The sequence below is a fragment of the Allobosea sp. NPDC055594 genome, from assembly GCF_053618995.1.
Genome location: NZ_JBSHIO010000003.1, coordinates 247,539 through 270,037, shown reverse-complemented (window position 1 = coordinate 270,037; position 22,499 = coordinate 247,539). Strand labels below are relative to the sequence as shown.

Sequence of the window (22,499 nt, the reverse complement as noted above, 5' to 3'; positions counted from 1 at the left end):
TGCGCTGCGAACCGAAGAGACGCACCATGGATTTCGACCTCTCCCCTGAACAGGCGCAGCTCAAGGACGGCGTCGAGCGGCTGATCGCGGCGAATTATCCTTCGCTGGAGACGCGCCAGAAGCTCGCCCGCGCCCCGCTCGGCTTCTCCGAGCGGGGCTGGGCACAATTCGCCGAGATGGGCCTTCTGGGGATTCCGTTCAGCGAGGCCGAGGGCGGTTTCGGTGGCGGGCCGGTCGAGACGCTGGTGGTGATGGAGGCGCTCGGCAAGGGGCTGGCGCTGGAGCCTTACCTTGCGAGCGTGGTGCTCGGCGGCGGCGCCCTGCGGCTCGCCGGCTCGGCCGAGCAGAAGCAGCGGCTGATCCCGGCCGTGGTCGACGGCTCGCTGCGGCTCGCTCTGGCGCAGATCGAGAAACAGGCGCGCTACGATCTCAACGACATCGCCATGACGGCACGCAAGGTCGAGGGCGGCTATGTGCTGGACGGCGCCAAGAGCGTCGTGCTCAGTGGCGACAGTGCCGGGCTCCTGGTGGTCAGCGCCCGCACCTCCGGCGCGCGCCGTGATGCCGAAGGGATCAGCCTGTTCCTGGTGCCGGCCGATGCGTCGGGCCTGCGGATCACGGGCTATCCGACGCAGGATGGCGGGCGAGCGGCCGAGATCGCCTTTTCCGGGGTGCGGGTCGACGAGGCAGATTTGCTGGGGGAGGACGGCAAGGGGTTGCCCGTGCTGCAGCGCCTCTCCGAACATGCGATCGCGGCGCTTGCCGCGGAGGCGGTCGGCGCGATGGCGGCGCTGCACGCCCTGACCGTCGACTATCTCAAGACGCGCACGCAGTTCGGCATGCCGATCGGCAATTTCCAGGTGCTGCAGCATCGGGCGGTCGACATGCTGATCGCGCTCGAACAGGCCCGTTCCATGGCCTTCTATGCGGCGATGATGGTCGAGCATGACGAGGCGCAGGAGCGCGCCGCGGCGCTGTCGGCGGCCAAGGTCCAGATCAACCGTTCCTGCCGCCTAGTCGGGCAGGAGGCGATGCAGCTTCATGGCGGTATCGGCATGACCATGGAGTATATCGGCGCCCACTATTTCAAGCGCCTGACCATGATCGAGAGCCTGTTCGGCGATACGCCGCACCATCTGCGCCGCGTCGCGGCGGCCGACGGGCTGGTGGCCTGAGCCGGGTTCAGCGTCCCTCGGCGGCGAAACCAAGCGGGATCGCCGTCGTCGATTTCAGTTCCTCCATGGCGAACATCGAGGTGACGTCGCTGAGGTCGATGCGCGAGATCAGCTTCTTGTAGAGCGCGTCATAGGCGGCGATGTCGGAGACATAGGCCTTGAGCAGATAGTCGATCTCGCCGCTCATCCGGTAGAAGTCGACGATCTCCGGCAGATCGTGCACCGCCGTGTGGAAGCGCTCCAGCCATTCCATCGAATGCCTGGAGGTCTTGACCGCGATGAAGACGGTGACACCGGCGCTGAGCTTGTCGCGGTCGAGCAGCGCGACGCGGCGCCGGATATAGCCGGCGGCTTCGAGCTTCTGGATGCGCCGCCAGCACGGTGTCGAGGACAGTCCCACCGTTTCGGCGATGTCGGCCAGCGGCAGGCTCGCATCCTCCTGCAGCAGGGCGAGGATGCGCAGATCAAAGCTGTCGAGCTTGGCCAAAGGGGAGCTCCGAGGCTGGAATGAAAAGTGGCTTAAATTGTCTATGTGAGAATAAATTGCTCATTGCAATTTGATTATTGGTACCAGTTTTCAATTTTTCCGAATTTTGGCGCGATGTAGCAAATCCTTCCCCACTGGCCCGACCTATCATGCCCCGATGTTCGAGACGGGGAGATCGGGGCATGCAGGGTTACCTCAGCGAGGAGCGGCGCGGGGCGGTGCTACGCGATCTGCGGACCCATGAGGGCACCTGTTCGCGCGACTATCTCGCGGCGGCGCGCAATGTCCTGCGCGAGCTCGTCGCCATTCCCGATCTGGTCCAGCGCCTCCCGTTGCTACGCAAGCAAGGTGGCTATGCCCGCAATCTCCTCGCCGGCAATGATGCCGTCAGTGTCTGGGCTATGGTCTGGGCCGAGGGCGCGACGACCTCGATCCATGATCATCACTGTTCCTGCTGCTTCGGCGTCGTCTCCGGCACGGTGTCGGAGACCTGGTATCGCGCCGTCGATGCTGCCCGTGCGGTGCCGACCGAGGAGCATGACCGGCAGGCCGGATACGTCGCCTGCATGTTGCCGACCGGCCCGAACATCCACCGCATGCAGAATCGCGGGCCGGGCGAGGCGATCTCGATCCACATCTATGGCTTCGATCACGAGGCCCATGCCTCTTCGATCGAAACCGAGTACACCGCCGTCGCGGGCTGAAGAGGCGCCGGCGCGGCGGTTCAGTCCAGCCAGCTCGTAAAGCCTTCGACCGGTTCGCGCTCCGGCACCAGCCGGTTGGCCGGGGCCTCGGGGTCGGCCTTGCCCAGGGCGATGCCGCAGACCACGACCTCGCTCCCGGGGATCGCGAGCTCGCGCCTCACCACCGGGTAGAAGCGCGCGAAGATCGCCTGCGGGCAAGAATCAAGGCCATGGGCCTGGGCCGCGATCAGGAAGGTTTGCACGAACATGCCGAGATCGAGCCAGGAGCCGATCTCGAGGTCGCGGTCGATCGTCACCATCAGCGCCACCGGCGCGCCGAAGAAGCGCAGATTGGCTATCGTCTGGCGCTTCATGCCCTCATGGTCGCCGCGCACCACGCCGAGCAGCGAGTAGAGGTCCCAGCCGACCTTGCGCCGGCGCGACAGATAGGGCTCGCGGAAGGTCTGTGGGTAGTAGCGGTATTCTTCCTCGATCGGCAGATCGGGGGAATCCAGCCCGGCGATCAGTCCCTGTTCCAGCCGGGCGCGCGCCTGCGGGCCGAGGACCCGCACCCGCCAGGGCTGCATGTTGGTGCCGCTCGGCGAGCAGGCCGCCAGCTCGAGCAGGCGGCGGACCAGCGTCGGATCGACCGGGTCGGGCAGGAAGGCGCGGATGGCGCGGCGGCTCTCGATGGCGTGCTCGACGGTCGCAGCGTCGGTCATCAGTGGCTCCGTCCACAGCGTATCTTTGAGGCGTTGCGAGGAGCAACCTTCCGGCAACCTCAGCCCGCTTTGCGGGCTGCGACGAAGTCTTCGTGCTCGCGCAGGAGATCGCCGGCCAGCGCCTTGGCGATCAGTTTGCGGGTGTTCTCCAGCCCGTAGATCGCCGCAAAGGAGCCGAAGCGCGGGCCCTGCTCCTCGCCGAACAGCACCTGATAGATCGCCTTCCACCATTCGCCGGTGACGGCGGGGCGCTCGGGCGTCGCGCTCTTGGCCTGGAAGTTCTGGTAGCGCGGGATGGCGCGGGCGATGTCCAGGGCGGTGTCCTGCACTGTCTCGGCGGAAGCCCCGTCCGGCAGGGCCGCGAGCGCGTCGGCCAATGCCGAAAAGGCCTGGCGCTCGACCTCGTCCGCCGGCCGGTAGTGCTTGGCCGGCTTCACGAAGTCGCGGAAATAGGCGATGGCGTAGCCGACCAGCGCATCGAGGCGCGGATGGGTCTGCGCCGAGACATCCGGCGCATAGCGCTGCAGGAAGGCCCAGAGCACCGCCTTGTCCTCGGAGTTGGCGACGGCGACGAGGTTGAGCAGCAGGCCGAAGCTGATCTGCGTGCGGGTCGCGTTCTCGCCCGTTCCGGCCTGCGCCACCAGCTCGGGCGCGGGCGGATTGCCGGCATGGATGTGCCAGGCCGGGTTGCCGAGCCGGTTCTTCCAGTCCTGGCGCTCATAGCCGCCGAGGAACTGCATATACTCGTCGACCGCCCGTGGGATCACGTCGAAATGTAGCTTCTTGGCCTCGCGCGGCCGCGCATACATGAACAGCGCCAGGCTTTCCGGCGAGCCGTAAGCGAGCCATTCCTCGATGGTCAGGCCGTTGCCCTTCGACTTCGAGATCTTCTGGCCCTGCTCGTCCAGGAAGAGCTCGTAGTTGAAGCCTTCCGGCGGCGTGCCGTCGAGGGCGCGAGCGATCTGCGAGGAGACCTTGACGGAGTCGATCAGGTCCTTGCCGGCCATCTCGTAGTCGACGCCGAGCGCGACCCAGCGCATCGCCCAGTCCGGCTTCCACTGCAGCTTGGCATGGCCGCCGGTGACCGGGGTGGTGAAACGCTCGCCGGTCGCGGGGTCGCTCCAGGTGATGGTGCCGGCCTCGACATCGCGCGCCTCGATCGGCACCTGCATAACGATCCGGGTCTTCGGGTGGATCGGCAGGAAGGGCGAATAGGTCGCGGCGCGCTCCTCGCGCAGCGTCGCCAGCATGATCGCCATGATCTTGTCGAAGCGGGCGAGCATCTTGAGCAGGGTCGCGTCGAACTCGCCGGCGCGATAGGCGTCGGTCGAGGACTTGAACTCGTAGTCGAAGCCGAACTGGTCGAGGAAGGCGCAGAGCCGGGCATTGTTGTGCCGGCCGAAGGAGTCATGCGTGCCGAAGGGATCCGGCACCTCGGTCAGCGGCTTGCCGAGATGTTGCGCCAACAGCTCCTTGTTCGGGACGTTGTCGGGAACCTTGCGCAGGCCGTCCATATCGTCCGAGAAGGCGATCAGCCTTGTCGGGATGGCGTCGTCGGTCATCACACGAAAGGCGTGGCGAACCATGGAGGTGCGCGCGACCTCGCCGAAGGTGCCGATATGGGGCAGGCCCGACGGGCCATAGCCGGTCTCGAACAGAACCTCTTTCTTGCCCGATTTCTGCAGCCGCGCGACGAGCTTCTTCGCTTCCTCGAACGGCCAGGCGGCCGAGACGCGGGCGGCTTCGATCAGCGCGGGTTCGAAAACGGACATTTGGCCTGGGATCCTCGCAAATGCGGCAGGGGAGCGGGCGGTTTCGCAGATATGCGTGGCCGACGTCAATGCGCTGTCGCGCCTCGCCAGCTCGCGCAAGGACGCCTTGCCGGAGCTTGGCAGGGGTATAGGCTGTGGCCGCCCATGCCTGAAAGGATGCTGCGTTGGACCGCGATCTGCTCGACGAACTCACCGCCTGGCGCCAGCATCTGCACGCCAATCCGGAATTGTCGATGCAGGAGGAGAAGACCAGCGCCTTCATCCAGGAGAAGCTCCGGGAACTCGGCGTGCCCTTCACCGCCAATATCGGCGGCCATGGCGTGGTCGCGACGCTGAGGCGCGGCAATTCGGATCGTAGCGTCGGCCTGCGCGCTGATATCGACGCCTTGCCGATCAAGGAGGCGAACGCAGTCCCCTATGCGTCGCAGCGCAGCGGGGTGATGCATGCCTGCGGCCATGACGGCCACACCGTGTCGCTGCTCGGTGCGGCGGCGCTCCTGCTGCGCGACGAGAGCTGGAGCGGCACGGTCCAGCTGATCTTCCAACCCTCAGAGGAGAACGGCGCCGGCGCCCGGGCGATGATCGCCGACGGGCTGTTGGAGCGCTTCCCGATGGAGCGTGTCTTCGGCTTCCACAACTGGCCGGGGCTGGAAGCCGGCACGGTGCAGGTTCATCGCGGGCCGGTGATGGCCGATCCCGGGCGGTTCGAGATCACCTTGTACGGCACGGCCGGGCATGGCGCCAAGCCCGACCTGACCCGCGACCCGATCGTCGCCGCCGGCCATCTGATCGTCGCGCTGCAGACCATCGTCTCCCGCAATGTCGAGCCGATCGACAGTGCCGTCGTCTCGGTCGGGGCGATCCATGGCGGCACGGCACATAACCAGATTCCGGACAGCGTCACGCTCTCGGGGACGTTCCGCACCTATCGGCTGTCGGTGCGTGAGCGCGTGATGGACCGGATCAGGCAGATCAGCGAGGGCATCGCCGAGACCTTTGAGATGCGGGCCGAGGTGCTGCTCACCGCGATGGGGGCGCCGACCGTCAACAGCGAGATCGAGGAGGAGCTTGCGGTTTCGGCCGCCAGGAGCCTCGGCCTCGCGGTCAGGCGCGACCTGCCGCCGAGCACGGCCTCGGAGGATTTTCCGATGCTGACGCGGGATCGGCCGGGCGCCTATGTCTGGATCGGCAACGGTCCGGCGCGGGATGGCGGCGAACTGCACAATGAGCGCTATGATTTCAACGACGCGATCCTGCCGGCGACGGCGGGCTGGATGGCGGCGGTGGCCCGCCAGGCACTTGAGGGCGCGCTGAGCAACGCCTCGCCGGGCTGATCAGTAGGGGCTCACCGGGAAGAAGCGGATGAACAGGCGGGCATAGGTGCCGTCGTCCCAGAGCGATTGCAGCGCATAGTCGATGGCGCGCTTCAACGGCAGCTCGTCCTTGCGCAGGAGGAAGCTGACGCCTTCGCCGAAATAGCGCGACTCCAGATAGGGGCCGCCGGCGAAGGCGAGCTCGTTGCCGCCGCGACCGGCGAGGGCGAGGGCCAGGGCGAAGCCGTCGCCGAAGACATATTCCGCGTCGCCGCTGCGCAGCAGGGTCAATGCCGCCAGCATGTCGGAAACCTCGCGGCGTTGGACGAAGGGAGCGACGCGCTCGAGGAAGGCCTGGTGGGCTGTGCCTGCGATCACGGCGACGCGCTTGCCCTGCAGAGCGGCGAGATCGAGATCCGCGCGCGCATTGCCGCGCGTCGTGACGAAACGGGCCGGCGAGCGATGATAGAGATGGCTCGCCGCAAAGCGCTCGCGCAGCTCGCGGGTGATCGGGATCGCCGCGGCGAGCACGTCGCCGCGGCCCTCGGCGAGCGAGTCGAGCAGGGTGTCGAAGCGCCGCGCCTGGATCGTACAGCTCATGGCGAGCTTCTCGCAGACGGCGCGGGCGAGCTCGACCGAGAAGCCGGTGACGCCGCCCTCCGGCGTCGCGAAATGCATTGGCGGGAAGTCGTCGTCCGTCAGGAAGCGGATGACCCGCGGCGGGCCGGGATCGGGCCGCTCGAGCCGGACATTCGGATCCCAGAAATTCGGCACGACATAGCCGGGAGTCGGCTGCGCCTGGGCGATCGCCCCGCCCGCGGGCAGGAGCAGCAGAGCGGCGAGGGCGCTACCGGCGAAGGTTTTGGTGATGCGGGCGATCATCGCCCGCATCTGGCGCCAGGCCGGGGCGGGGATCAAGGGGGGATGCCTCACGCGCGCGTCGTCCCGGGCGACCGGAGGGAGATCCGGGATCCATGCCTGAACCTTCTTCGCCGAGGCTCGGGCATGGGTCCCGGATCTGCGCGGCTTCGCCGTTTGTCCCGGACGACACGGAGGAGAGGGAAAGCTCCTAGCCCAGCGTCGCCGCCGTCGCCTTCGCGCCCTTCTGGAACAGGTTGCCGAGATGCCCCGCCACGGCCTGCGTGAAGCGATCCTCGCGCGGCAGGTCGTCGCCGAAGATCGCGCCGAGGCCGAACAGGGCTTCGCTCAGTGCCGCGGCATTGCGGCCGGCCGCCTTGGCGCGTGTCGCGAACTCGGCGGCGAGCGGGTCGCGCACGTCGATCGCGGCGCCCTTCTCGTCGGTGCCGGTGACATAGGACATCCAGGCAGCGACGCCGAGCGCGAGGTGGTCGATCGGCGCACCGGCCTTCAAGCGCTCGCGGATGGTGCCGAGCAGGCGCTGCGGCAGCTTCTGCGAGCCGTCCATGGCGATCTGCCAGGTGCGGTGACGGATCGCCGGATTCTGGAAGCGGGCGAGCAGGTCGCCGGCGTATGTCTTGAGGTCGACGCCCTGCGGGGCCGGAACGCTCGGGATGATCTCGTCCCAGAGGCCTTGCAGGAAGCGCGCGAAGACCGGATCGCGGCTGGCATCGGCGACCGTCTCATGGCCGGCGAGATAGCCGAGATAGGCGAGGCTCGAATGGGCGCCATTGAGCATACGCAGCTTCATGAATTCGAAGGGCGCGACCTCCGAGACCATCTGGGCGCCGACCGCGTCCCAGCGCGGCCGGCCCGCTGCGAAGACGTCCTCGATCGCCCATTGTCGGAAGGGCTCGCCGATCACTGGCGCGGCATCGTCGAGGCCGAGCAGGCTCGCGACTTCGGCGATATCGGCCTCGGTGGTCGCCGGCACGATGCGATCGACCATGGTCGAGGGAAAGGCGCCATTGGCCTCGATCCAGGCCGCGAGCTTGTCGTCGCGCAGCGCGGCGAAATCGCGGACGAGGCCGGCCAGGACATGGCCGTTGGAGGGGAGATTGTCGCAGCAGAGGGCGGTGAAGGGGCCGAGACCCGCTTCCTTGCGGGCGGCGAGGCCGGCGACGATCAGGCCGATGGCCGAGCGCGGCGCGCCGGGATTGGCGAGGTCGTGGACGATATCGGGATGGTCGGCCCTGAGCCTGCCGGTGGCCGGATCGTGGCAATAGCCCTTTTCGGTGACGGTGAGCGAGACGATTCTGGTCTCCGGCGCGGCGAGCTTCGCCACCAGTGCCTGCGGGTTTTCGGGCGCGACGAGGACCTCGAGGACCGAGCCGATCACGCGCAGCTCAGGCCCGGCAGGGGCCCGCTTCAGGAAGGCGTAGAGGCCGTCCTGGGGTTTTAGCCGGTCGCGCTGGTCGGGCCTTTGCAGGCTGGCGCCGGTGATGCCCCAGGCGCCGAATTCGCTCTCCAGCGCATCGTCGGTGAATTCGCAGAGATGGGCACGGGCGAAGGCGCCGAGCCCGAGATGGACGATGCCGGGCGTGAGCGCAGCGCGATCATAGCCGGGCCGCCGGACGGTGGCAGGCAGGGCGGCGAGCGTGGCGGAAGACAGGCGGGTCAATGGAACAGCCTCGGCAGCCAGAGGGAGAAGCCCGGCACATAGGTCACGAGCAGGAGTACGGCAACCGAGGCGCCGTAGAAGGGCCAGATCGTGCGCATGGATTCGCCGATCGAGATGCGCCCGATGGCGCAGGCGACGAATTGTACCGAGCCGACTGGCGGGGTGTTCAAGCCGATGCCGGCGTTGAGAATCAGGATCACGCCGAAATGGATCGGGTCGACGCCGAAGGCCTTGACCACCGGCAGGAAGATCGGCGTGCAGATGATGATCATCGGCGCCATGTCCATGAAGGTGCCGAGCACCAGCAGGATCAGGTTGATCATCAGGAGGATGGTGAGCGGGTTGTCCGAGACCGCCTTCATCGCCGCGATCGTCGCCTGCGGCACTTGGAGGAAGGCCATCAGCCAGCCGAAGGCGCCGGCCGTGCCGATCACCAGAAGCACCATGGCGGTGGTACGGACGGCGCCCAAGGTCGCCTCGACGAAGGCGGTCCAGGTCAGTTGCCGATAAACCAGGATGGTGACGAGGATGGCGTAGACCACGGCGACGCAGGAGGATTCCGTCGCGGTGAAGACGCCGGAGCGGACGCCGCCGAAGATGATGCCGATCAGGAGGATGCCGGGTGTGGCGACGACGACATAGCGGCCGACGGCGGCGAAGCCCGGAAAGGCCTCGCGCGGGTAGCCGCGCCTGACCGCCACAGCCCAGGCCGCGACCATCAGCGCGCTGCAGAGCATCAGGCCGGGCACGATGCCGGCGGTGAAGAGGTCGGCGATCGAGAGATTGCCGCCCGCCGCCAGCGAATAGATGATCATGTTGTGCGAGGGCGGGATCAGGAGCGCAATGATCGCCGCGTTGGCGGTGACGTTGACGGCGTAGTCGGCATCGTAGCCGCGCTTCTTCATTTGCGGGATCATCAGCCCGCCGACGGCTGAGGCGTCGGCGACGGCCGAGCCGGAAATGCCGCCGAAGAGCGTGCAGGTCACGACATTGACCTGGCCGAGGCCGCCGCGCAGGTGGCCGACCAGGCTCGCCGCCATCTGGATCAGGCGCTCGGCGATGCCGCCGCGGATCATCAGATCGCCGGCATAGATGAAGAACGGGATCGCCATCATGGCGAAGGCGTTCATGCCGGAATTCATCTGCTGGAAGACCACGACCGGCGGCAGGCCCATATAGACGACGGTCGCGACCGAGGCGATGCCGAGGCAGAAGGCGACGGGCACGCCGATCAGCAGCAGCAGCGAGAAGGAGCCGAAGAGAACCCAGAGTTCCATGGCTCAGACCTCCTGCTCGGAGCCGAAATGGCCGAAGCCGAGCGGGGCCTGCTTCAGGCCTGTGACGAAGAGCAGCATCTTCTCGAGTGCGAACAGGGCGATCAGGGCGCCGCCCGCGGCGATCGGGACATAGTCCCAGCCGCGCGAGATGCCGATGATCGGCATGCGGTCGCTCCAGGTGCCCATGGCGAGCTGGGTGCCGTAGACCAGCATGGCGAGGCCGAAGGCGCAGACCAGCCCCTCGCCGATCAGGACCAACGCGGCCCGCATGGGCGGCGGCGACATGATCAGCCCGACCTCGAAGCCGAGATGGTCGCTCTCGCGCACGCCGACGGCGGCGCCGAGCAGGATGAACCAGGACATCAGGAAGAGCGAGCCGGCCTCGACCCAGATCGGCGTGTCGTTGAGGACATAGCGGCCGAACACCCCCCAGGCGACCATGGCCGTCATCAGGACGAGGCCGGTGCCGGCGGCGACGAGCGAGTACAGGCTGAGCTTGGCGCCGAGGCGCGTCAGAAGCGCGGTGAAGGCGTGCATGGGATGTCCGAAAATGTCTGCCGATTGCTTATGCTCAGCCCGCATCCTCAGGAGCCGCGAAGCGACGTCTCAGGAGGGGGCCTCCGCGATAAAAAAAACGGGGCAGCCCGGAGGCCGCCCCGCCATTCGGCTCACTTCACCGCCTGGATCGCGGCGACCATGTCCTTGAGCTTGGGATCGGTGACGAACTTGTCGTAAACCGGCTTCATCGCGTCGATGAAGGGCTGCTTCTCGACGCTGTTCACCTGGGCGCCGCCGGCCTTGACCTTGGCTTCGGAGGCCTTTTCGCGGGCGTCCCAGAGCTCGCGCATCTTGGCGACGGATTCCTTGGCGGCCGTCTTGATCAGCGCCTGGTCGGCGGCGTTGAACTTGTCGAAGGAGCGCTTCGACATCACGAGCACCTCCGGCGAGAGCGAGTGCTCGGTCTGCGAATAGAATTTCGAGACCTCGAAATGCCGGGTCGATTCATAGGACGGCCAGTTGTTCTCGGCGCCGTCGATGACGCCGGTCTGGAGCGCCGAATAGACCTCGCCGAACGGCATCGGTGTCGCATTGGCGCCGAGCGCCGAGACGAGGGCGACGAACATGTCCGACTGCTGGACGCGGATCTTCATGCCCTTCATGTCGGCGGGCGTGTTGATCGCCTTCTTGGAATTATAGAAGGAGCGCGAGCCGGAATCGTAGAAGGCGAGGCCGATCAGGTCGTGCTTTTCGAAATCCTTCAGAAGATTGTCGCCGATCGGCCCGTCCATCACCTTCCGCATATGCTCGACAGAACGGAAGATGAAGGGCAGCGAAGGCACATTGGTCGCCGGGATCAGATTGTTGAACGGCGCCATGTTGATGCGGTTCATGTCGATGACGCCGAAACGCGTCTGGTCGATCGTGTCCTTCTCCTGGCCGAGCTGGGCCGAGTGGAAGACGTTGATCTTGATGCGGCCCTGGGTGCGCTCGTCGAGCAGCTTGCCCATGTGGCGGACGGCCTCGACCGTCGGGTAATCTGTCGGATGGATGTCGGTGGAGCGCAGTGTGACGTTCTGTGCCTGAGCCGACAGGCTGAAGCTGGTGATGAAGGCCGCGCCCGCAAGCGCGGCAAAATACCGTCTCGTGATCATGTTGAAGTCCCTCCCGTTGAAACCTGCCGGATTTTCCGGTCGTTCTTGCCCGTGGCGAGCGCCCTGGCCGCAAAGGGCCGGCGCGGCGATGTCTAGAGAAATTCCTCCCGCATCGGCGTGAAGGAATCGACGAGCTGCCCGGCCTCGATGGCGACGACGCCATGGACGAGGTTCGCCGGCACGAAGAAGCTGTCACCGGCTGAAAGCCTTGCGGTCTTGCCGTCGATGGTGACGTCGAAGACGCCGCTCTCGACGAAGCAGGCCTGGCGGTGCGGATGCTGGTGCGGCTTGCCGACCGCGCCCTTCTCGAAGGCGACGCGCACCACCATCAGATCGGGCCCGTAGCCCATGATCTTGCGCCTGATGCCGGGATCGGTCGCCTGCCAGGCGATGTCGGCATCATGCTGGAAGAAGGTGTTGAGACGGTCGGTCATCGGGCCAGCCAGCCTCCGTCGACGGGAAGGATCGCGCCATGGACATAAGCCGCAGCGTCGCTCGCCAGGAACACCGCCGCGCCGCCGATATCCGAGGGCTTGCCCCAGCGCCCGGCCGGTATCCGGCCGAGGATCGCGGCGTTGCGCTCGGGATCGGCACGCAGCGCTTCGGTGTTGTTGCTCTCGACATAGCCGGGCGCGATCGCGTTGACGTTGATGCCATGCTGCGCCCATTCGCAGGCGAGGAGCCGCGTCAGTCCGGCGAGCCCGCTCTTGCTCGCCGTATAGGAGGCGACGCGGATGCCGCCCTGGAAGGAGAGCAGCGAGGCGATGTTGACGATGCGCCCGCTGCGACCGGCCGCGAGCGCCGCCTTGGCGAAGGCCTGGGCCAGGAAGAAATTGGCCTTGAGATTGAGGTTCATCACCTCGTCCCAGTCGCTCTCGCTGAAGTCGAGCGCGTCCGCCCGGCGGATGATGCCGGCATTGTTGACGAGGATGTCGAGCGGGCCGGCGAGCGCCCCGGCCTCGTCGATGACGCGCGCGGCGATGCCGTTCTGCTGGAGATCGGCCTGAAGCGGCAGGCAGGCGCCGCCGGCCTCGGCGATCAGCGTCTGCGTTTCGGTCATGCTCGATCGGCCGGCTGCGACCACCGTCGCGCCGGCCTGCGCCAGCGCCAGAGCGATGCCCTGCCCGATGCCGGTATTGGCGCCGGTGACCAGCGCCCGCCGGCCTTCCAGCGAGAAGGGCGAGCGCGTCGGCATCAGCGCAGGGTCTCCACCGGAGCGGCGTCCATGTCGGTGAACTCGACATTGTCGCCGGCCATCGCCCAGACGAAGGCGTAGTTCGAGGTGCCGCAACCGCAATGGATCGACCAGTTCGGCGAGATCACCGCCTGCTCGTTGGCGACGAGGATGTGGCGGGTCTGCTGCGGCTCGCCCATGAAGTGGAAGACGCGATGGGCGGGATCGAGATTGAAGTAGAGATAGGCCTCCATGCGCCGCGTATGGGTGTGGCAGGGCATGGAGTTCCAGACCGAGCCCGGTTCCAGCGCCGTCATGCCCATCACCAGCTGGTTCGTGCCGGTCGAGTTCGGCATGATGTATTGCCGGATGGTGCGCTTGTTCGAGGTCTCGGCCGAGCCGAGATGCAGGGTGTTGGCCTCGTCCTTGCGGATGAGCTGGTGCTTAGCCTCGCGATGCGCCGGGGCGCTGGTGAGATAGAATTTGGCCGGGTTCGTCGGATCGGCGCTGGCGAAGGAGACGTCCCTGGCGCCGAGGCCGACATAGAGCGCGTCGAGGCTCGGCAGGTCGAAGCGTTCGCCGTCGACGCTGACCGAGCCGGCGCCGCCGAGATTGATCACGCCGAGCTCACGCCGCGCCAGGAAGAAGGGCGTCCCGGTGGGCGGGAACGGGTCGAGCGTCAGGGGCTTGGATGCCGGCATCGCGCCGCCGACGATCATCCGGTCGTAATGGCTGTAGGTCAGCGCGACCTCGCCGGGGACGAAGATGCGCTCGATCAGGAAATCCTGACGCAGCGCTTCGGTATCGTAGCCGCGCACATCGCGCGGATGGGCGGTCTGGCGTTCGTCGATCATCGTCCGTCTCTTTCGTCTTCGGCCCACTTGGACCTCATCCTGAGGAGCGCCGCAGGCGTGTCTCGAAGGATGTTCCAGATGGTGCCGGAGCCTCCTGAAGCGCCCTTCGAGACGGCCGCTGGCGCGGCCTCCTCAGGACGAGGGCGCGGAGGGGAGGCGCCGGTCACAGCTTGTAGGCCTCCTTGGCCAGGCGATAGGCGAGGTCATGGGCGAGTTCCGCCGCCTCGTCCTCGTCGAGCCGGTGCTCGGCGACGAGCTTGGCGAGGTAGTGGCAGTCCATCCGGCGGGCGACGTCGTGGCGCGCCGGGATCGAGAGATAGGCGCGGGTGTCGTCGTTGAAGCCGACGGTGTTGTAGAAACCTGCCGTCTCGGTGGTGAGCTCGCGGAAGCGCAGCATCGCCTCGGGCGCATCGAGGAACCACCAGCCGGGCCCGAGCTTCAGCGCCGGGTAATGGCCGGCGAGCGGGGCGAGCTCGCGCGAATACACGGTCTCGTCGAGGGTGAAGGCGATGACGGTGAAGCCGGGCTCGTTGCCGACCGCGTCGAGCAGCGGCTTCAGCGCCGAGACATAGTCCAGCCCGCGCGGGATGTCGCAGCCCATGTCGCGGCCGAACTGTTCGAACAGATGCGGGTTGTGGTTGCGGTAGGAGCCGGGATGGATCTGCAGGACGAGCCCGTCATCGAGGCTCATCTTGGCCATTTCGGTCAGCATCTGGCCGCGGAACAGGTCGGCATCCTCGGCCGAGAACTTGCCCTTCAGGATCTTGGCGAAGAGCTTCTCGCATTCGGCTTGGGCCAGGTTGGCGGTGCGCGCCGTGGCATGGCCATGGTCGGAAGAGGTTGCCCCGCGCGCGATGAAATAGGCGCGGCGCTTGCGATGAGCTTCGAGATAGCCGTTCCAGCTCGCGGTATCCTCGCCGGTCAATTCGCCGAACTGCTCGAGATTGCCCTTGAAGCCCTCGAATTCGGGATCGACGACGCTGTCGGGCCGATAGGCGGTGACGACCTTGCCGCCCCAGCCGGACGCCTTGATCATGTCGTGCCATTTCAGCGGGTCGAGCGCGCCTTCGGTGGTCGCGATCGCCTCGATGTTGAAGCGCTCGAACAAAGCGCGCGGCCGGAATGCGTCCTGCTCCAGCTGCTCGGCGATGCGGTCATAGATCTTGTCGGCATTGTCGGCGCTGAGCCGCTCGCGAATGCCGAAGATCGTGTTGGCGGCATGCTCGAACCAGAGCCGGGTCGGCGTGCCCCTGAACAGGTGCCAGTTGCTGGCGAAGAGCTTCCAGATCTTGCGCGGATCACTCTCGACCTCGCCGCCATCCTTGCGGGCAATGCCGAGCTCTTCGAGCTTGATGCCCTGGGAATAGAGCATGCGGAAGATGTAGTGGTCGGGCTTGACGAACAGCGTCGCCGGATCGGGAAACGGCTTGTCCTCGGCGAACCAGCGCGGGTCGGTATGGCCATGCGGTGAGATGATCGGCAGGTCGCGAATGCCGGCATAGAGGCGGCGCGCAATGCCGCGCGTCACCGGTTCGGCAGGCAGAAGGCGATCGTCGTGCAGCAGCATCGCTGGCGTTTCCTCTTATGGCCGTGACCATAGGCACGGCGCTGTGGCGTGGTCAATATACTAATATACTAGTTCGTCAAACAGAGTCGTGTTAGTCGGTTGGCGACGACAAATGACGACTCGCGTCATGTTCTATTCGGGAGGCGATAATCATGGCCGGGGCGAGGCAATGTCCAACGCCGTGAGTGGCCGCGAGGCCGGGGCGGGCCGGCGCGAGCGCCGGCCGCAGCGCATGGCCGTCGTGCCGGCCGGGCGCGCGACGGCGGCGGCGATGGTGCAGGACGAGCTCCGGCGCGAGATCCTCGACATGGAGCTGCGGCCGGGTGCGCCGCTCTCGGAGAAGGAGTTGACCGCTCGTTTCGGGATGAGCCGCACGCCGGTGCGCGAGGCGCTGATCCGGCTGAAGGAGGAGGGGCTGGTCGAGATCTTCCCGCAGGCCGGCACTTTCGTCGCGCGCATCCCGGTCGGTGCGATCCCGGAGGCGGTGTTCATTCGCCAGGCGCTGGAATGCGCCACGGTCGAACTGCTGGCGGAGCATGCGAGCGCCGAGGACATCGCCCGGCTCGACGCGACGATCGCGCGCCAGCACGAGGCCTTCGACAGCGGTGACCAGGAGAGCTTCCACCGCGCCGACGAGGCCTTTCACGAGGCGCTGGCGCAGGGCGCCGGCTATCCCGGCGTCTGGAAGCTCGCCCAGGCGGCCAAGAGCCAGATCGACCGCTGCCGTCGCATGACCCTGCCGGTGCCCGGGCGCATGGAGATGGTGATCCGCGAGCACCTCGCCATCGTCGACGAGGTCCGGCGCCATGACGCGCCGGCCGCGATTGCGGCGATGCGCCAGCATCTCGGAACGCTCCTGCCCGATCTCGTCCACCTGCAGGCGAGCAATCCGGATTATTTCGTGTGATCTGCACTGCTGGCAGCGTGAGGCTCGGGGAACCCTTCTCCCGTGTGGGAGAAGGGCAGGGATGAGGGACTGCCGCCGATCGCGGGATCGCAACGCTGCCGCCCCATCTCTGGAAGAGGCAGTCCCTTCCACATAAGCCGGAGCCCATAGCGGCTCAGTCGCAGCCTCATTCTGAGAGGGCGGGCCCTCACCCCTACCCCTCTCCCAACCGGGAGAAGGGATCCCGCGCCCTTCAGCGCTCTTGCCTCCCGCTTCGTTCCCGCGCCATCTTGCGCCGCCAAATCAGGGAGGCGGAACGATGACGACGCGGCGCGATCTTCTGGCGGGGGCGGGTGCCGCCGCGCTCGCCACCCAGTTTCCGCTGCAGGCCTCCGCGCAGGTGAAGGACAGCGTCGTGATCGGCATGACGCTCGAGCCGCCGACGCTCGATCCGACCTCGGGCGCGGCGCAGGCGATCCGCGAGGTCGTGCTGCAGAACATTTTCGAGGGCCTCGTCGCCATGGACCGCACCGGCAAGATCGTGCCGGCGCTGGCCGAAAGCTGGACGGTCTCGGCGGACGGGCTGACCTATACCTTCAAGCTGCGGCCCAATGCCCGTTTCCATGACGGCACGCCGTTCTCGGCACGCGACGTGAAGTTCTCGTTCGAGCGCGCGGTGGCGCCCGATTCGACCAATGCGCAGCGCTGGATCTTCACGCCGATCGCCGGGATCGAGGCGCCGGACCCGGTGACGGTTACGATCACGCTGAAGCAGCCGACGGCGAATTTCGTCTACGGCCTCGCCTGGGGCGACGCGATCATCGTCTCGCCGGCGACGGCGGCGGACAACAAGACCAGGCCGGTCGGCACCGGGCCGTTCAAATTCGCGCGCTGGAACCGCGGCGACCGGCTCGAATTCGAGCGCAATGCCGAGTATTGGGGGCCGAAGCCCGCGCTCGCCAAGGCTGTGTTCCGCTTCATCGGCGATCCGCAGGCGCAGGTCGCGGCGCTTCGGGCCGGCGACATCGACGCCTTCACCAATCTCTCGGCGCCGGAGGCGATCCCGCAGCTCAAGGCCGACCCCAAGCTCAAGGTTACGCTCGGCAAGACCGAGGGCGAGACCATCCTCGCTATCAACAACGGCAAGGCGCCGTTCAGCGATATCCGGGTGCGCCAGGCGATCTCGCATGTGCTCGACCGCAAGACCATCGCGCTCGGCGTCTACGGCTTCGATCTCGACTATATCGGCAGCCATTTCTCGCCGCTGCACCCGGCCTATGTCGATCTGACCGGCACCTATCCGGTCGACATCGCCAAGGCCAAGAGCCTGCTCGCGGCGGCGGGCTTCCCGAACGGTTTTTCCTGCACGCTGCGCCTGCCGCCGCCGGCTTATGCGCGCCGCGGCGGCGAGATCATCGCGGCCTTGCTGGCGCAGATCGGCATCAACGCTTCGATCGAGCCGCTGGAATTCCCGCAATGGCTGGAGCGGGTGTTCCGGGGCAAGGATTTCGACCTCACGGTGATCGCCCATACCGAGCCGCTCGACATCGGCAACTATGCCCGCGACGACTACTACTTCCAGTACAAGAACCCCGAGTTCAAGGCGCTGATGGCCAGGATCGACGGCACGCTCGACGAGGCCGAGCGCAACAAGCTCTATGGCGAGGCGCAGCGCATGCTGGCGCGCGACGCGGTCAACGGCTTCCTCTTCATCCTGCCGAAGCTGACGGTGACGAAGGCCGATCTCGAAGGCATGTGGACCGACTGGCCGCTGCCGCTGACGCCGCTGGCGGAGGTGCGCTGGCGGTAGGTGTTTTGCGATGGCGATCGGGACATCCGCGGGGAACCCCTCTCCCGGATGGGAGAGGGGCAGGGGTGAGGGACCGCCGCTGATCGATAAGTGGAGCGTCGCCGTTGCGCCCTCTGTGGTTAGGGCAGGCCCTCATCCCTGCCCTTCTCCCACACGGGAGAAGGGTTCCCCGCGGCTCTCAGGCCCGTTTCGCGTCGCCTCGTCCGGGCAGAGCCAGCGGAGCGGCGAATGACCGCGTATCTCCTGCGCCGGCTGCTCGCTTTGGCAGCGACGCTGCTCGGCGCCGCGCTGGTGATCTTCCTGGTGCTCGAAATCCTGCCGGGCGATCCGGCCGCGGTGACGCTGGGCCTCAACGCCGCACCCGAAGCGCTGGCGGCACTGCGCACCGAGATGGGGCTCGATCGGCCGGCGCCGGCGCGTTTCCTCACCTGGGTCGGCGGGCTCCTCACCGGCGATCTCGGCCTCAGCTACACCTATCGCGTGCCGGTGACGCAACTGATCGGCGAACGCATGGCGGTGACGCTGCCGCTCGCCGCGATGGCGATCCTGCTGGCAATGGCGATCGGCATTCCGCTCGGCGCGGTCGCCGCCGCCCATCACAACCGGCCGGGCGATGCCGCGGTGATGGTCTTCGCGCAGGTGGGTCTCGCCATCCCGAACTTCTGGTTCGGCCTCCTGCTGGTACTGGTCTTCGCGGTCGGCGCCGGCTGGCTGCCGGCCGGCGGCTTCCCCGGCTGGAGCGCCGGGCTCGTGCCGGCCTTCAAGGCGCTGCTGCTGCCGGCGATCGCGCTGGCATTGCCGCAGGCGGCGATCCTGGCGCGCGTCACCCGGGCGGCGATGCTGGAGACCATGCAGGAGGATTATGTCCGTACCGCCCGTGCCAAAGGGGTGAGCCGGCGCCGGACCATGCTGCGCCATGTGCTGCGCAATGCGCTGATCCCGGTCGTCACCATTCTCGGGCTGCAGTTCTCGGTGCTGATCGCTGGGGCGATCATCATCGAGAATGTCTTTTCCCTGCCGGGGCTCGGGCGGCTGGTCTTCCAGTCGATCGCCCAGCACGACCTGATCGTGGTCAAGGACCTCGTCATGCTGTTCTGCACGCTGGTCGTGCTGGTCAATTTCCTGGTCGAATTGCTCTATGGCGTGATCGACCCGCGCCTGCGTCAGGCGGATTGACGCGATGGCGCGACTTTCAATGCCAGCCGAGACCGATGCGGGCGGCGCCGGCCGGGACGAAGGGGCGCGGCTCGGGGACCGGCAGCTCGACCGCCACGATGCGGACAGCCTCGGCGATGTCGTCGGTGAAATCAGGATCGGTGCGCAGCGCTGCCAGCGGGCGCGGCGCGGGGATGGCAAGCCCGTCCGCGACCATCGCCGCGACATGCCGGGTCAGCGCGCGCGCGCCGCGGCGCAGGGCTTCGTCGAGGCTGTCGGCGGAGCAGAGGCAGCCCGGGAAATCCGGGAAGCTGATGCCGAAGACGCCGGCCGACTGGTGAATGAGCGCGATCACGCGCGGCATAGCCTGAACCTCCTCGCGAACGGACGAATGCCCAGCCCATTGGCTTGCCCGAGCATAGCCGAGTTCACCGCGCCGGGGTGGCTCTCATCCGGCGGGAGCCGTGCGACATGAGGCCGCCGCAGCCTGTCGTGCGGGGGCGCCCGCGACACTGGTGGGCCAGCCCATCTTTCCTTGCCGGTCTCGTCCTCGCCGGGCTCGTCGTCGCCGCGGCGCTGATTTCCTATGTCTGGACGCCCTATGATCCCAAGCAGATGGCGATCCTCAAGCGGCTGAGGCCGCCCTCGGCCGAGCACTGGTTCGGCACCGACCAGTTCGGCCGCGACGTCTTCTCGATGATCATGGTCGGCGCCCGCAATTCGCTGGCGGTCGGCCTTGGCGCGGTCGGCCTCGGCCTCACCGTCGGCAGCGCGCTCGGCCTGCTCGCGGCGATGCGGCGCGACGGGCTGCTCGACAATCTGATCATGCGCATGGCCGATTTCAGCCACGCCTTCCCGGCGGTGCTCTCGGCGATCATGATCAGCGCGGTCTGGGGGCCGGGCATGATGAATGCGGTGATTGCCATCGCGATCTACAGTCTGCCCTATTTTGCGCGACTGGCACGCGGGGCGGCGCTGCAATGCTGGGCGCTCGATTATGTGCTGGCGGCGCGCGCCGCCGGACTGAGGGAGATCACCATCACCCGGCTGCACATCCTGCCCAATATTGCCGGCGTGCTGGTGGTGCAGGCGACGATCCAGTTCGCGCTCGCCATACTCGCCGAGGCTGGCCTGTCCTATCTCGGCCTCGGCACGCAGCCGCCGAACCCGTCCTGGGGCCGCATGCTCAACGAGGCGCAGACCTTCATGGCGGCCCAGCCCTGGCTCGCCATCTTCCCGGGCATGGCGATCGCGTTTTCGGTGCTGGCCTTTAACCTGCTGGGCGACGGCCTGCGCGATGCGGTCGATCCACGCACGCGGCGTTCGCAAGATTGAGGACGATGATCCGGCGTGGAACCTCTTTGTCTTTCCGGGGCAGGCCAAGAGGCCTGAGCATGAAACACCCGAACACGATTTCCCTCCGTCATGGTCGGGCTTGTCCCGGCCATCCACGCCTTCGCTGGCCGAGTGCCGTGTTCAAAACGTGGATGCTCGCCACAAGGGCGAGCATGACGAAATGGCAATCTGTTGTGTTCCTGGGTTTCGGGCTCTTCGCTGGCGCGAAGCCCCGCAATGACTGTCGCGGTTCGTTTGCTTCAACACTGACTATGGGAATCTCCCGATGATCGAGTTTGCCGATCTCAGCGCCGTCGACATGCTGAAAGCCTTTCGCTCTCGGGAACTCTCGCCGGTCGAGGTCGCCGAGGCGGTGATCGCGCGGATCGCGCAATGGGAGCCGGCGCTCAACGCGCTCTATGCTTATGACCCCGACGGCGCGCGCGCCGCTGCCAAGGCGAGCGAGGCGCGCTGGCGCCGGGGCGAGGCGCTGGCGCTCGACGGCGTGCCCTGCACGATCAAGGAGAACATCGCGACGCAGGGTGTACCCGTGCCGCTCGGCACGGCGGCGATGGAACTGGCACCTGCTGCAGCCGACGCGCCGCCGGCGCAGCGCCTGCGCGAGGCCGGCTGTGTCATCCTGGGCAAGACCACCATGCCCGATTACGGCATGCTCTCCTCGGGCCTGTCGAGCTTCCACGAACTCGCCCGCAACCCGTTCGACCTCGCGAAGAATCCCGGCGGCTCCTCGGCCGGTGCGGCGGCGGCTGGCGCGGCCGGCTATGGGCCTTTCCATGTCGGCACCGACATAGGCGGCTCGATCCGCCTGCCGGCCGGCTGGTGCGGGCTCGTCGGGCTGAAGCCGAGCTTCGGCCGCGTGCCGATCGACCCGACCTATTACGGCCGTGTCGCCGGGCCGATGACCCGCACCGTCGCCGATGCGGCCCTGATGATGCGCGAGCTTTCGAAACCGGACGAGCGCGACCCGATGAGCCTGCCGCCGCAGGAGATCGCCTGGCTCGAGCTCGAGCGTGAGCCGCGCGGGCTAAAGGTCGGGCTGCAGCTGGAAGCCGGCATCGGCCTGCCGGTCGAGCCGGAGGTAAGGGCTGTGATTATTCGGGCGGCCGAGGCCTTTCGCCAAGCGGGCGCGATCGTGGAGACAATGCCGCCTTTCCTGACGCAGGATATGCTCGACGGACTCGACGATTTCTGGCGCCAGCGCGCCTGGGCCGAGATCGGCGGCTTGCCGAAGGAGAGGCAGGACAAGGTGCTGCCCTATATCTACGCTTGGGCAGAGCGCGGCCGTGTCCTCAGCGGCGCGCAGGTGCATCGCGGCATGAGCCAGATGCTGGCAATCCGCCATGCGGCGCTGAAGGCGGCCCAGCCCTTCGATTACGTGCTCTCACCGGTCTCGCCGGTGCCGAGCTTTGCCGCCGAACTCGCTTCGCCGCTCCACGATCCCGAGCGGCCCTTCGAGCATATCGTCTTCACCGTCGCCGCCAACATGTCGGACCAGCCTTCGGTCTCGGTCCATGCCGGCATGACGGCATCAGGACTGCCGATCGGCCTCCAAATCACCGGTAAACGCTTCGACGATCTCGGCGTGCTGCAGATGGCGCGGGCCTGGGAGCAGCTGCGCGGGCAGGGGCCGGAATGGCCGCGCGCTCCCCAGCACGCGGTTTGATCAGGCCTTCTTCGTTTGCTTCCCCGCCGCATTCAGCGCCATGGCGGCGCGGATCAGCGCAGTAAGCGCTGCCTCGTCGATCGCATCGCCTTCATGAATGTCGATGGCGCGCCTTGTGTTGCCGTCGAGGCTCGCATTGAACAGGCCGGCGGGATCGGGGAGCGAGGCGCCCTTGGCGAAGGTCAGCTTCACCGCGCTTTTGTAGGTCTCGCCGGTGCAGAGGATGCCGGCATGCTCCCAGACCGGGACGCCGCGCCATTTCCAGCTCTCGATCACCTGCGGATCGGCCTGCCGGATGATGGCGCGGACTTTTGCGAGCGCCGCACCGCGCCAGTCGGTCAGTTCCGCGATCCGGGCGTCGATCAATGCGGAGGCGGAGGCGACACCGCCGGGCTTGTCGTTCTCCTGCTGCAT

22 protein-coding genes are annotated in these 22,499 nt (G+C 67.1%); 8 read left to right on the top strand and 14 right to left on the bottom strand.

Going from position 1 to position 22,499, the window contains the following annotated elements; translation table 11 throughout:
- The first annotated feature begins 26 nt into the window (after positions 1-26).
- A complete protein-coding gene (locus ACWGRX_RS08440) occupies positions 27-1,175 on the top strand; it encodes an acyl-CoA dehydrogenase family protein (RefSeq protein ID WP_452117180.1) in 1,149 nt (382 codons plus the stop codon).
- Between the two features lie 7 nt (positions 1,176-1,182).
- Here the strand turns inward: ACWGRX_RS08440 and ACWGRX_RS08435 are convergent, their stop codons facing one another.
- Positions 1,183-1,662, bottom strand: coding sequence for an Lrp/AsnC family transcriptional regulator (locus tag ACWGRX_RS08435; protein WP_452117179.1), 480 nt, complete (start codon positions 1,660-1,662; stop codon positions 1,183-1,185).
- Positions 1,663-1,844: 182 nt separating this feature from the next.
- Here ACWGRX_RS08435 and ACWGRX_RS08430 point away from each other — a divergent pair, with 182 nt between their 5' ends.
- Complete coding sequence (locus ACWGRX_RS08430) at positions 1,845-2,366, top strand: cysteine dioxygenase (RefSeq protein WP_452117178.1); 522 nt, start codon at positions 1,845-1,847, stop codon at positions 2,364-2,366.
- Between the two features lie 20 nt (positions 2,367-2,386).
- Here ACWGRX_RS08430 and ACWGRX_RS08425 read toward each other — a convergent pair whose 3' ends face one another.
- Positions 2,387-3,067 (bottom strand): nitroreductase, encoded by a 681-nt coding sequence (locus tag ACWGRX_RS08425; RefSeq protein WP_452117177.1) that lies wholly within the window; start codon positions 3,065-3,067, stop codon positions 2,387-2,389.
- A 59-nt stretch (positions 3,068-3,126) separates the two neighbouring features.
- Positions 3,127-4,839: a lysine--tRNA ligase gene (locus ACWGRX_RS08420; protein ID WP_452117176.1), complete on the bottom strand. Its 1,713-nt coding sequence runs from the start codon at positions 4,837-4,839 to the stop codon at positions 3,127-3,129.
- A 164-nt stretch (positions 4,840-5,003) separates the two neighbouring features.
- Here ACWGRX_RS08420 and ACWGRX_RS08415 point away from each other — a divergent pair, with 164 nt between their 5' ends.
- Positions 5,004-6,173, top strand: a complete 1,170-nt coding sequence (locus ACWGRX_RS08415; protein WP_452117175.1) for an amidohydrolase — start codon at positions 5,004-5,006, stop codon at positions 6,171-6,173.
- Here ACWGRX_RS08415 and ACWGRX_RS08410 read toward each other — a convergent pair whose 3' ends face one another.
- The 9 genes from ACWGRX_RS08410 to uxaC all read right to left on the bottom strand — a co-directional run bounded on the left by ACWGRX_RS08410 (position 6,174) and on the right by uxaC (position 15,215).
- Positions 6,174-7,085, bottom strand: a complete 912-nt coding sequence (locus tag ACWGRX_RS08410) for a transporter substrate-binding domain-containing protein (protein WP_452117174.1) — start codon at positions 7,083-7,085, stop codon at positions 6,174-6,176.
- A gap of 136 nt (positions 7,086-7,221) precedes the next feature.
- Positions 7,222-8,691, bottom strand: coding sequence for a mannitol dehydrogenase family protein (locus ACWGRX_RS08405; RefSeq protein WP_452117173.1), 1,470 nt, complete (start codon positions 8,689-8,691; stop codon positions 7,222-7,224).
- Entirely contained in the window at positions 8,688-9,968 is a 1,281-nt protein-coding gene (locus ACWGRX_RS08400) for a TRAP transporter large permease (protein ID WP_452117172.1), read from the bottom strand. The genes ACWGRX_RS08405 and ACWGRX_RS08400 overlap by 4 nt, the downstream gene beginning before the upstream one ends.
- Before the next feature lie 3 nt (positions 9,969-9,971).
- Positions 9,972-10,505 carry a TRAP transporter small permease gene (locus ACWGRX_RS08395; protein ID WP_291640965.1) on the bottom strand — a complete coding sequence of 178 codons (534 nt, stop codon included), beginning with the start codon at positions 10,503-10,505 and terminating at the stop codon, positions 9,972-9,974.
- A gap of 131 nt (positions 10,506-10,636) precedes the next feature.
- Positions 10,637-11,620: a TRAP transporter substrate-binding protein gene (locus ACWGRX_RS08390; protein WP_452117171.1), complete on the bottom strand. Its 984-nt coding sequence runs from the start codon at positions 11,618-11,620 to the stop codon at positions 10,637-10,639.
- Between the two features lie 92 nt (positions 11,621-11,712).
- A complete protein-coding gene (locus tag ACWGRX_RS08385) occupies positions 11,713-12,054 on the bottom strand; it encodes a cupin domain-containing protein (RefSeq protein WP_452117170.1) in 342 nt (113 codons plus the stop codon).
- Positions 12,051-12,815, bottom strand: coding sequence for a 2-dehydro-3-deoxy-D-gluconate 5-dehydrogenase KduD (gene kduD, locus ACWGRX_RS08380; RefSeq protein WP_452117169.1), 765 nt, complete (start codon positions 12,813-12,815; stop codon positions 12,051-12,053). Before kduD ends, ACWGRX_RS08385 begins: the two co-directional genes overlap by 4 nt.
- On the bottom strand, positions 12,815-13,648 hold the full coding sequence (kduI, locus tag ACWGRX_RS08375) for a 5-dehydro-4-deoxy-D-glucuronate isomerase (RefSeq protein ID WP_452117168.1): 834 nt from the start codon (positions 13,646-13,648) through the stop codon (positions 12,815-12,817). Before kduI ends, kduD begins: the two co-directional genes overlap by 1 nt.
- A gap of 163 nt (positions 13,649-13,811) precedes the next feature.
- A complete protein-coding gene (uxaC, locus tag ACWGRX_RS08370) occupies positions 13,812-15,215 on the bottom strand; it encodes a glucuronate isomerase (RefSeq protein WP_452117167.1) in 1,404 nt (467 codons plus the stop codon).
- Between the two features lie 169 nt (positions 15,216-15,384).
- Here uxaC and ACWGRX_RS08365 point away from each other — a divergent pair, with 169 nt between their 5' ends.
- The 3 genes from ACWGRX_RS08365 (at position 15,385) to ACWGRX_RS08355 (ending at position 19,087) form a co-directional block, all read left to right on the top strand.
- Positions 15,385-16,122, top strand: a complete 738-nt coding sequence (locus ACWGRX_RS08365) for a GntR family transcriptional regulator (protein ID WP_452117352.1) — start codon at positions 15,385-15,387, stop codon at positions 16,120-16,122.
- A 298-nt stretch (positions 16,123-16,420) separates the two neighbouring features.
- Positions 16,421-17,911, top strand: a complete 1,491-nt coding sequence (locus tag ACWGRX_RS08360) for an ABC transporter substrate-binding protein (protein ID WP_452117166.1) — start codon at positions 16,421-16,423, stop codon at positions 17,909-17,911.
- 228 nt (positions 17,912-18,139) lie between these two features.
- Entirely contained in the window at positions 18,140-19,087 is a 948-nt protein-coding gene (locus ACWGRX_RS08355; RefSeq protein WP_452117165.1) for an ABC transporter permease, read from the top strand.
- Between the two features lie 16 nt (positions 19,088-19,103).
- Here ACWGRX_RS08355 and ACWGRX_RS08350 read toward each other — a convergent pair whose 3' ends face one another.
- Complete coding sequence (locus ACWGRX_RS08350) at positions 19,104-19,430, bottom strand: type II toxin-antitoxin system HicB family antitoxin (protein ID WP_452117164.1); 327 nt, start codon at positions 19,428-19,430, stop codon at positions 19,104-19,106.
- 107 nt (positions 19,431-19,537) lie between these two features.
- On the opposite strand from ACWGRX_RS08350, the gene ACWGRX_RS08345 reads away from it, so the two are divergent.
- Together ACWGRX_RS08345 and ACWGRX_RS08340 are read left to right on the top strand one after the other, a co-directional pair.
- On the top strand, positions 19,538-20,401 hold the full coding sequence (locus ACWGRX_RS08345; RefSeq protein ID WP_452117163.1) for an ABC transporter permease: 864 nt from the start codon (positions 19,538-19,540) through the stop codon (positions 20,399-20,401).
- Between the two features lie 286 nt (positions 20,402-20,687).
- Positions 20,688-22,085 carry an amidase gene (locus ACWGRX_RS08340; protein WP_452117162.1) on the top strand — a complete coding sequence of 466 codons (1,398 nt, stop codon included), beginning with the start codon at positions 20,688-20,690 and terminating at the stop codon, positions 22,083-22,085.
- Here the strand turns inward: ACWGRX_RS08340 and ACWGRX_RS08335 are convergent, their stop codons facing one another.
- Positions 22,086-22,499 carry a DUF1801 domain-containing protein gene (locus tag ACWGRX_RS08335; RefSeq protein WP_452117161.1) on the bottom strand — a complete coding sequence of 138 codons (414 nt, stop codon included), beginning with the start codon at positions 22,497-22,499 and terminating at the stop codon, positions 22,086-22,088.

Bases quoted from the DNA above. Each gene is read 5' to 3' on its own strand.
- ACWGRX_RS08440 (WP_452117180.1), top strand. From the start codon at position 27: ATGGATTTCGACCTCTCCCCTGAACAGGCGCAGCTCAAGGACGGCGTC.
- ACWGRX_RS08430 (WP_452117178.1), top strand. From the start codon at position 1,845: ATGCAGGGTTACCTCAGCGAGGAGCGGCGCGGGGCGGTGCTACGCGAT.
- ACWGRX_RS08425 (WP_452117177.1), bottom strand. From the start codon at position 3,067: ATGACCGACGCTGCGACCGTCGAGCACGCCATCGAGAGCCGCCGCGCC.
- ACWGRX_RS08420 (WP_452117176.1), bottom strand. From the start codon at position 4,839: ATGTCCGTTTTCGAACCCGCGCTGATCGAAGCCGCCCGCGTCTCGGCC.
- ACWGRX_RS08400 (WP_452117172.1), bottom strand. From the start codon at position 9,968: ATGGAACTCTGGGTTCTCTTCGGCTCCTTCTCGCTGCTGCTGCTGATC.
- ACWGRX_RS08395 (WP_291640965.1), bottom strand. From the start codon at position 10,505: ATGCACGCCTTCACCGCGCTTCTGACGCGCCTCGGCGCCAAGCTCAGC.
- ACWGRX_RS08390 (WP_452117171.1), bottom strand. From the start codon at position 11,620: ATGATCACGAGACGGTATTTTGCCGCGCTTGCGGGCGCGGCCTTCATC.
- ACWGRX_RS08385 (WP_452117170.1), bottom strand. From the start codon at position 12,054: ATGACCGACCGTCTCAACACCTTCTTCCAGCATGATGCCGACATCGCC.
- kduD (WP_452117169.1), bottom strand. From the start codon at position 12,815: ATGCCGACGCGCTCGCCCTTCTCGCTGGAAGGCCGGCGGGCGCTGGTC.
- kduI (WP_452117168.1), bottom strand. From the start codon at position 13,648: ATGATCGACGAACGCCAGACCGCCCATCCGCGCGATGTGCGCGGCTAC.
- uxaC (WP_452117167.1), bottom strand. From the start codon at position 15,215: ATGCTGCTGCACGACGATCGCCTTCTGCCTGCCGAACCGGTGACGCGC.
- ACWGRX_RS08365 (WP_452117352.1), top strand. From the start codon at position 15,385: ATGTCCAACGCCGTGAGTGGCCGCGAGGCCGGGGCGGGCCGGCGCGAG.
- ACWGRX_RS08360 (WP_452117166.1), top strand. From the start codon at position 16,421: ATGACGACGCGGCGCGATCTTCTGGCGGGGGCGGGTGCCGCCGCGCTC.
- ACWGRX_RS08355 (WP_452117165.1), top strand. From the start codon at position 18,140: ATGACCGCGTATCTCCTGCGCCGGCTGCTCGCTTTGGCAGCGACGCTG.
- ACWGRX_RS08350 (WP_452117164.1), bottom strand. From the start codon at position 19,430: ATGCCGCGCGTGATCGCGCTCATTCACCAGTCGGCCGGCGTCTTCGGC.
- ACWGRX_RS08345 (WP_452117163.1), top strand. From the start codon at position 19,538: ATGAGGCCGCCGCAGCCTGTCGTGCGGGGGCGCCCGCGACACTGGTGG.
- ACWGRX_RS08340 (WP_452117162.1), top strand. From the start codon at position 20,688: ATGATCGAGTTTGCCGATCTCAGCGCCGTCGACATGCTGAAAGCCTTT.
- ACWGRX_RS08335 (WP_452117161.1), bottom strand. From the start codon at position 22,499: ATGCAGCAGGAGAACGACAAGCCCGGCGGTGTCGCCTCCGCCTCCGCA.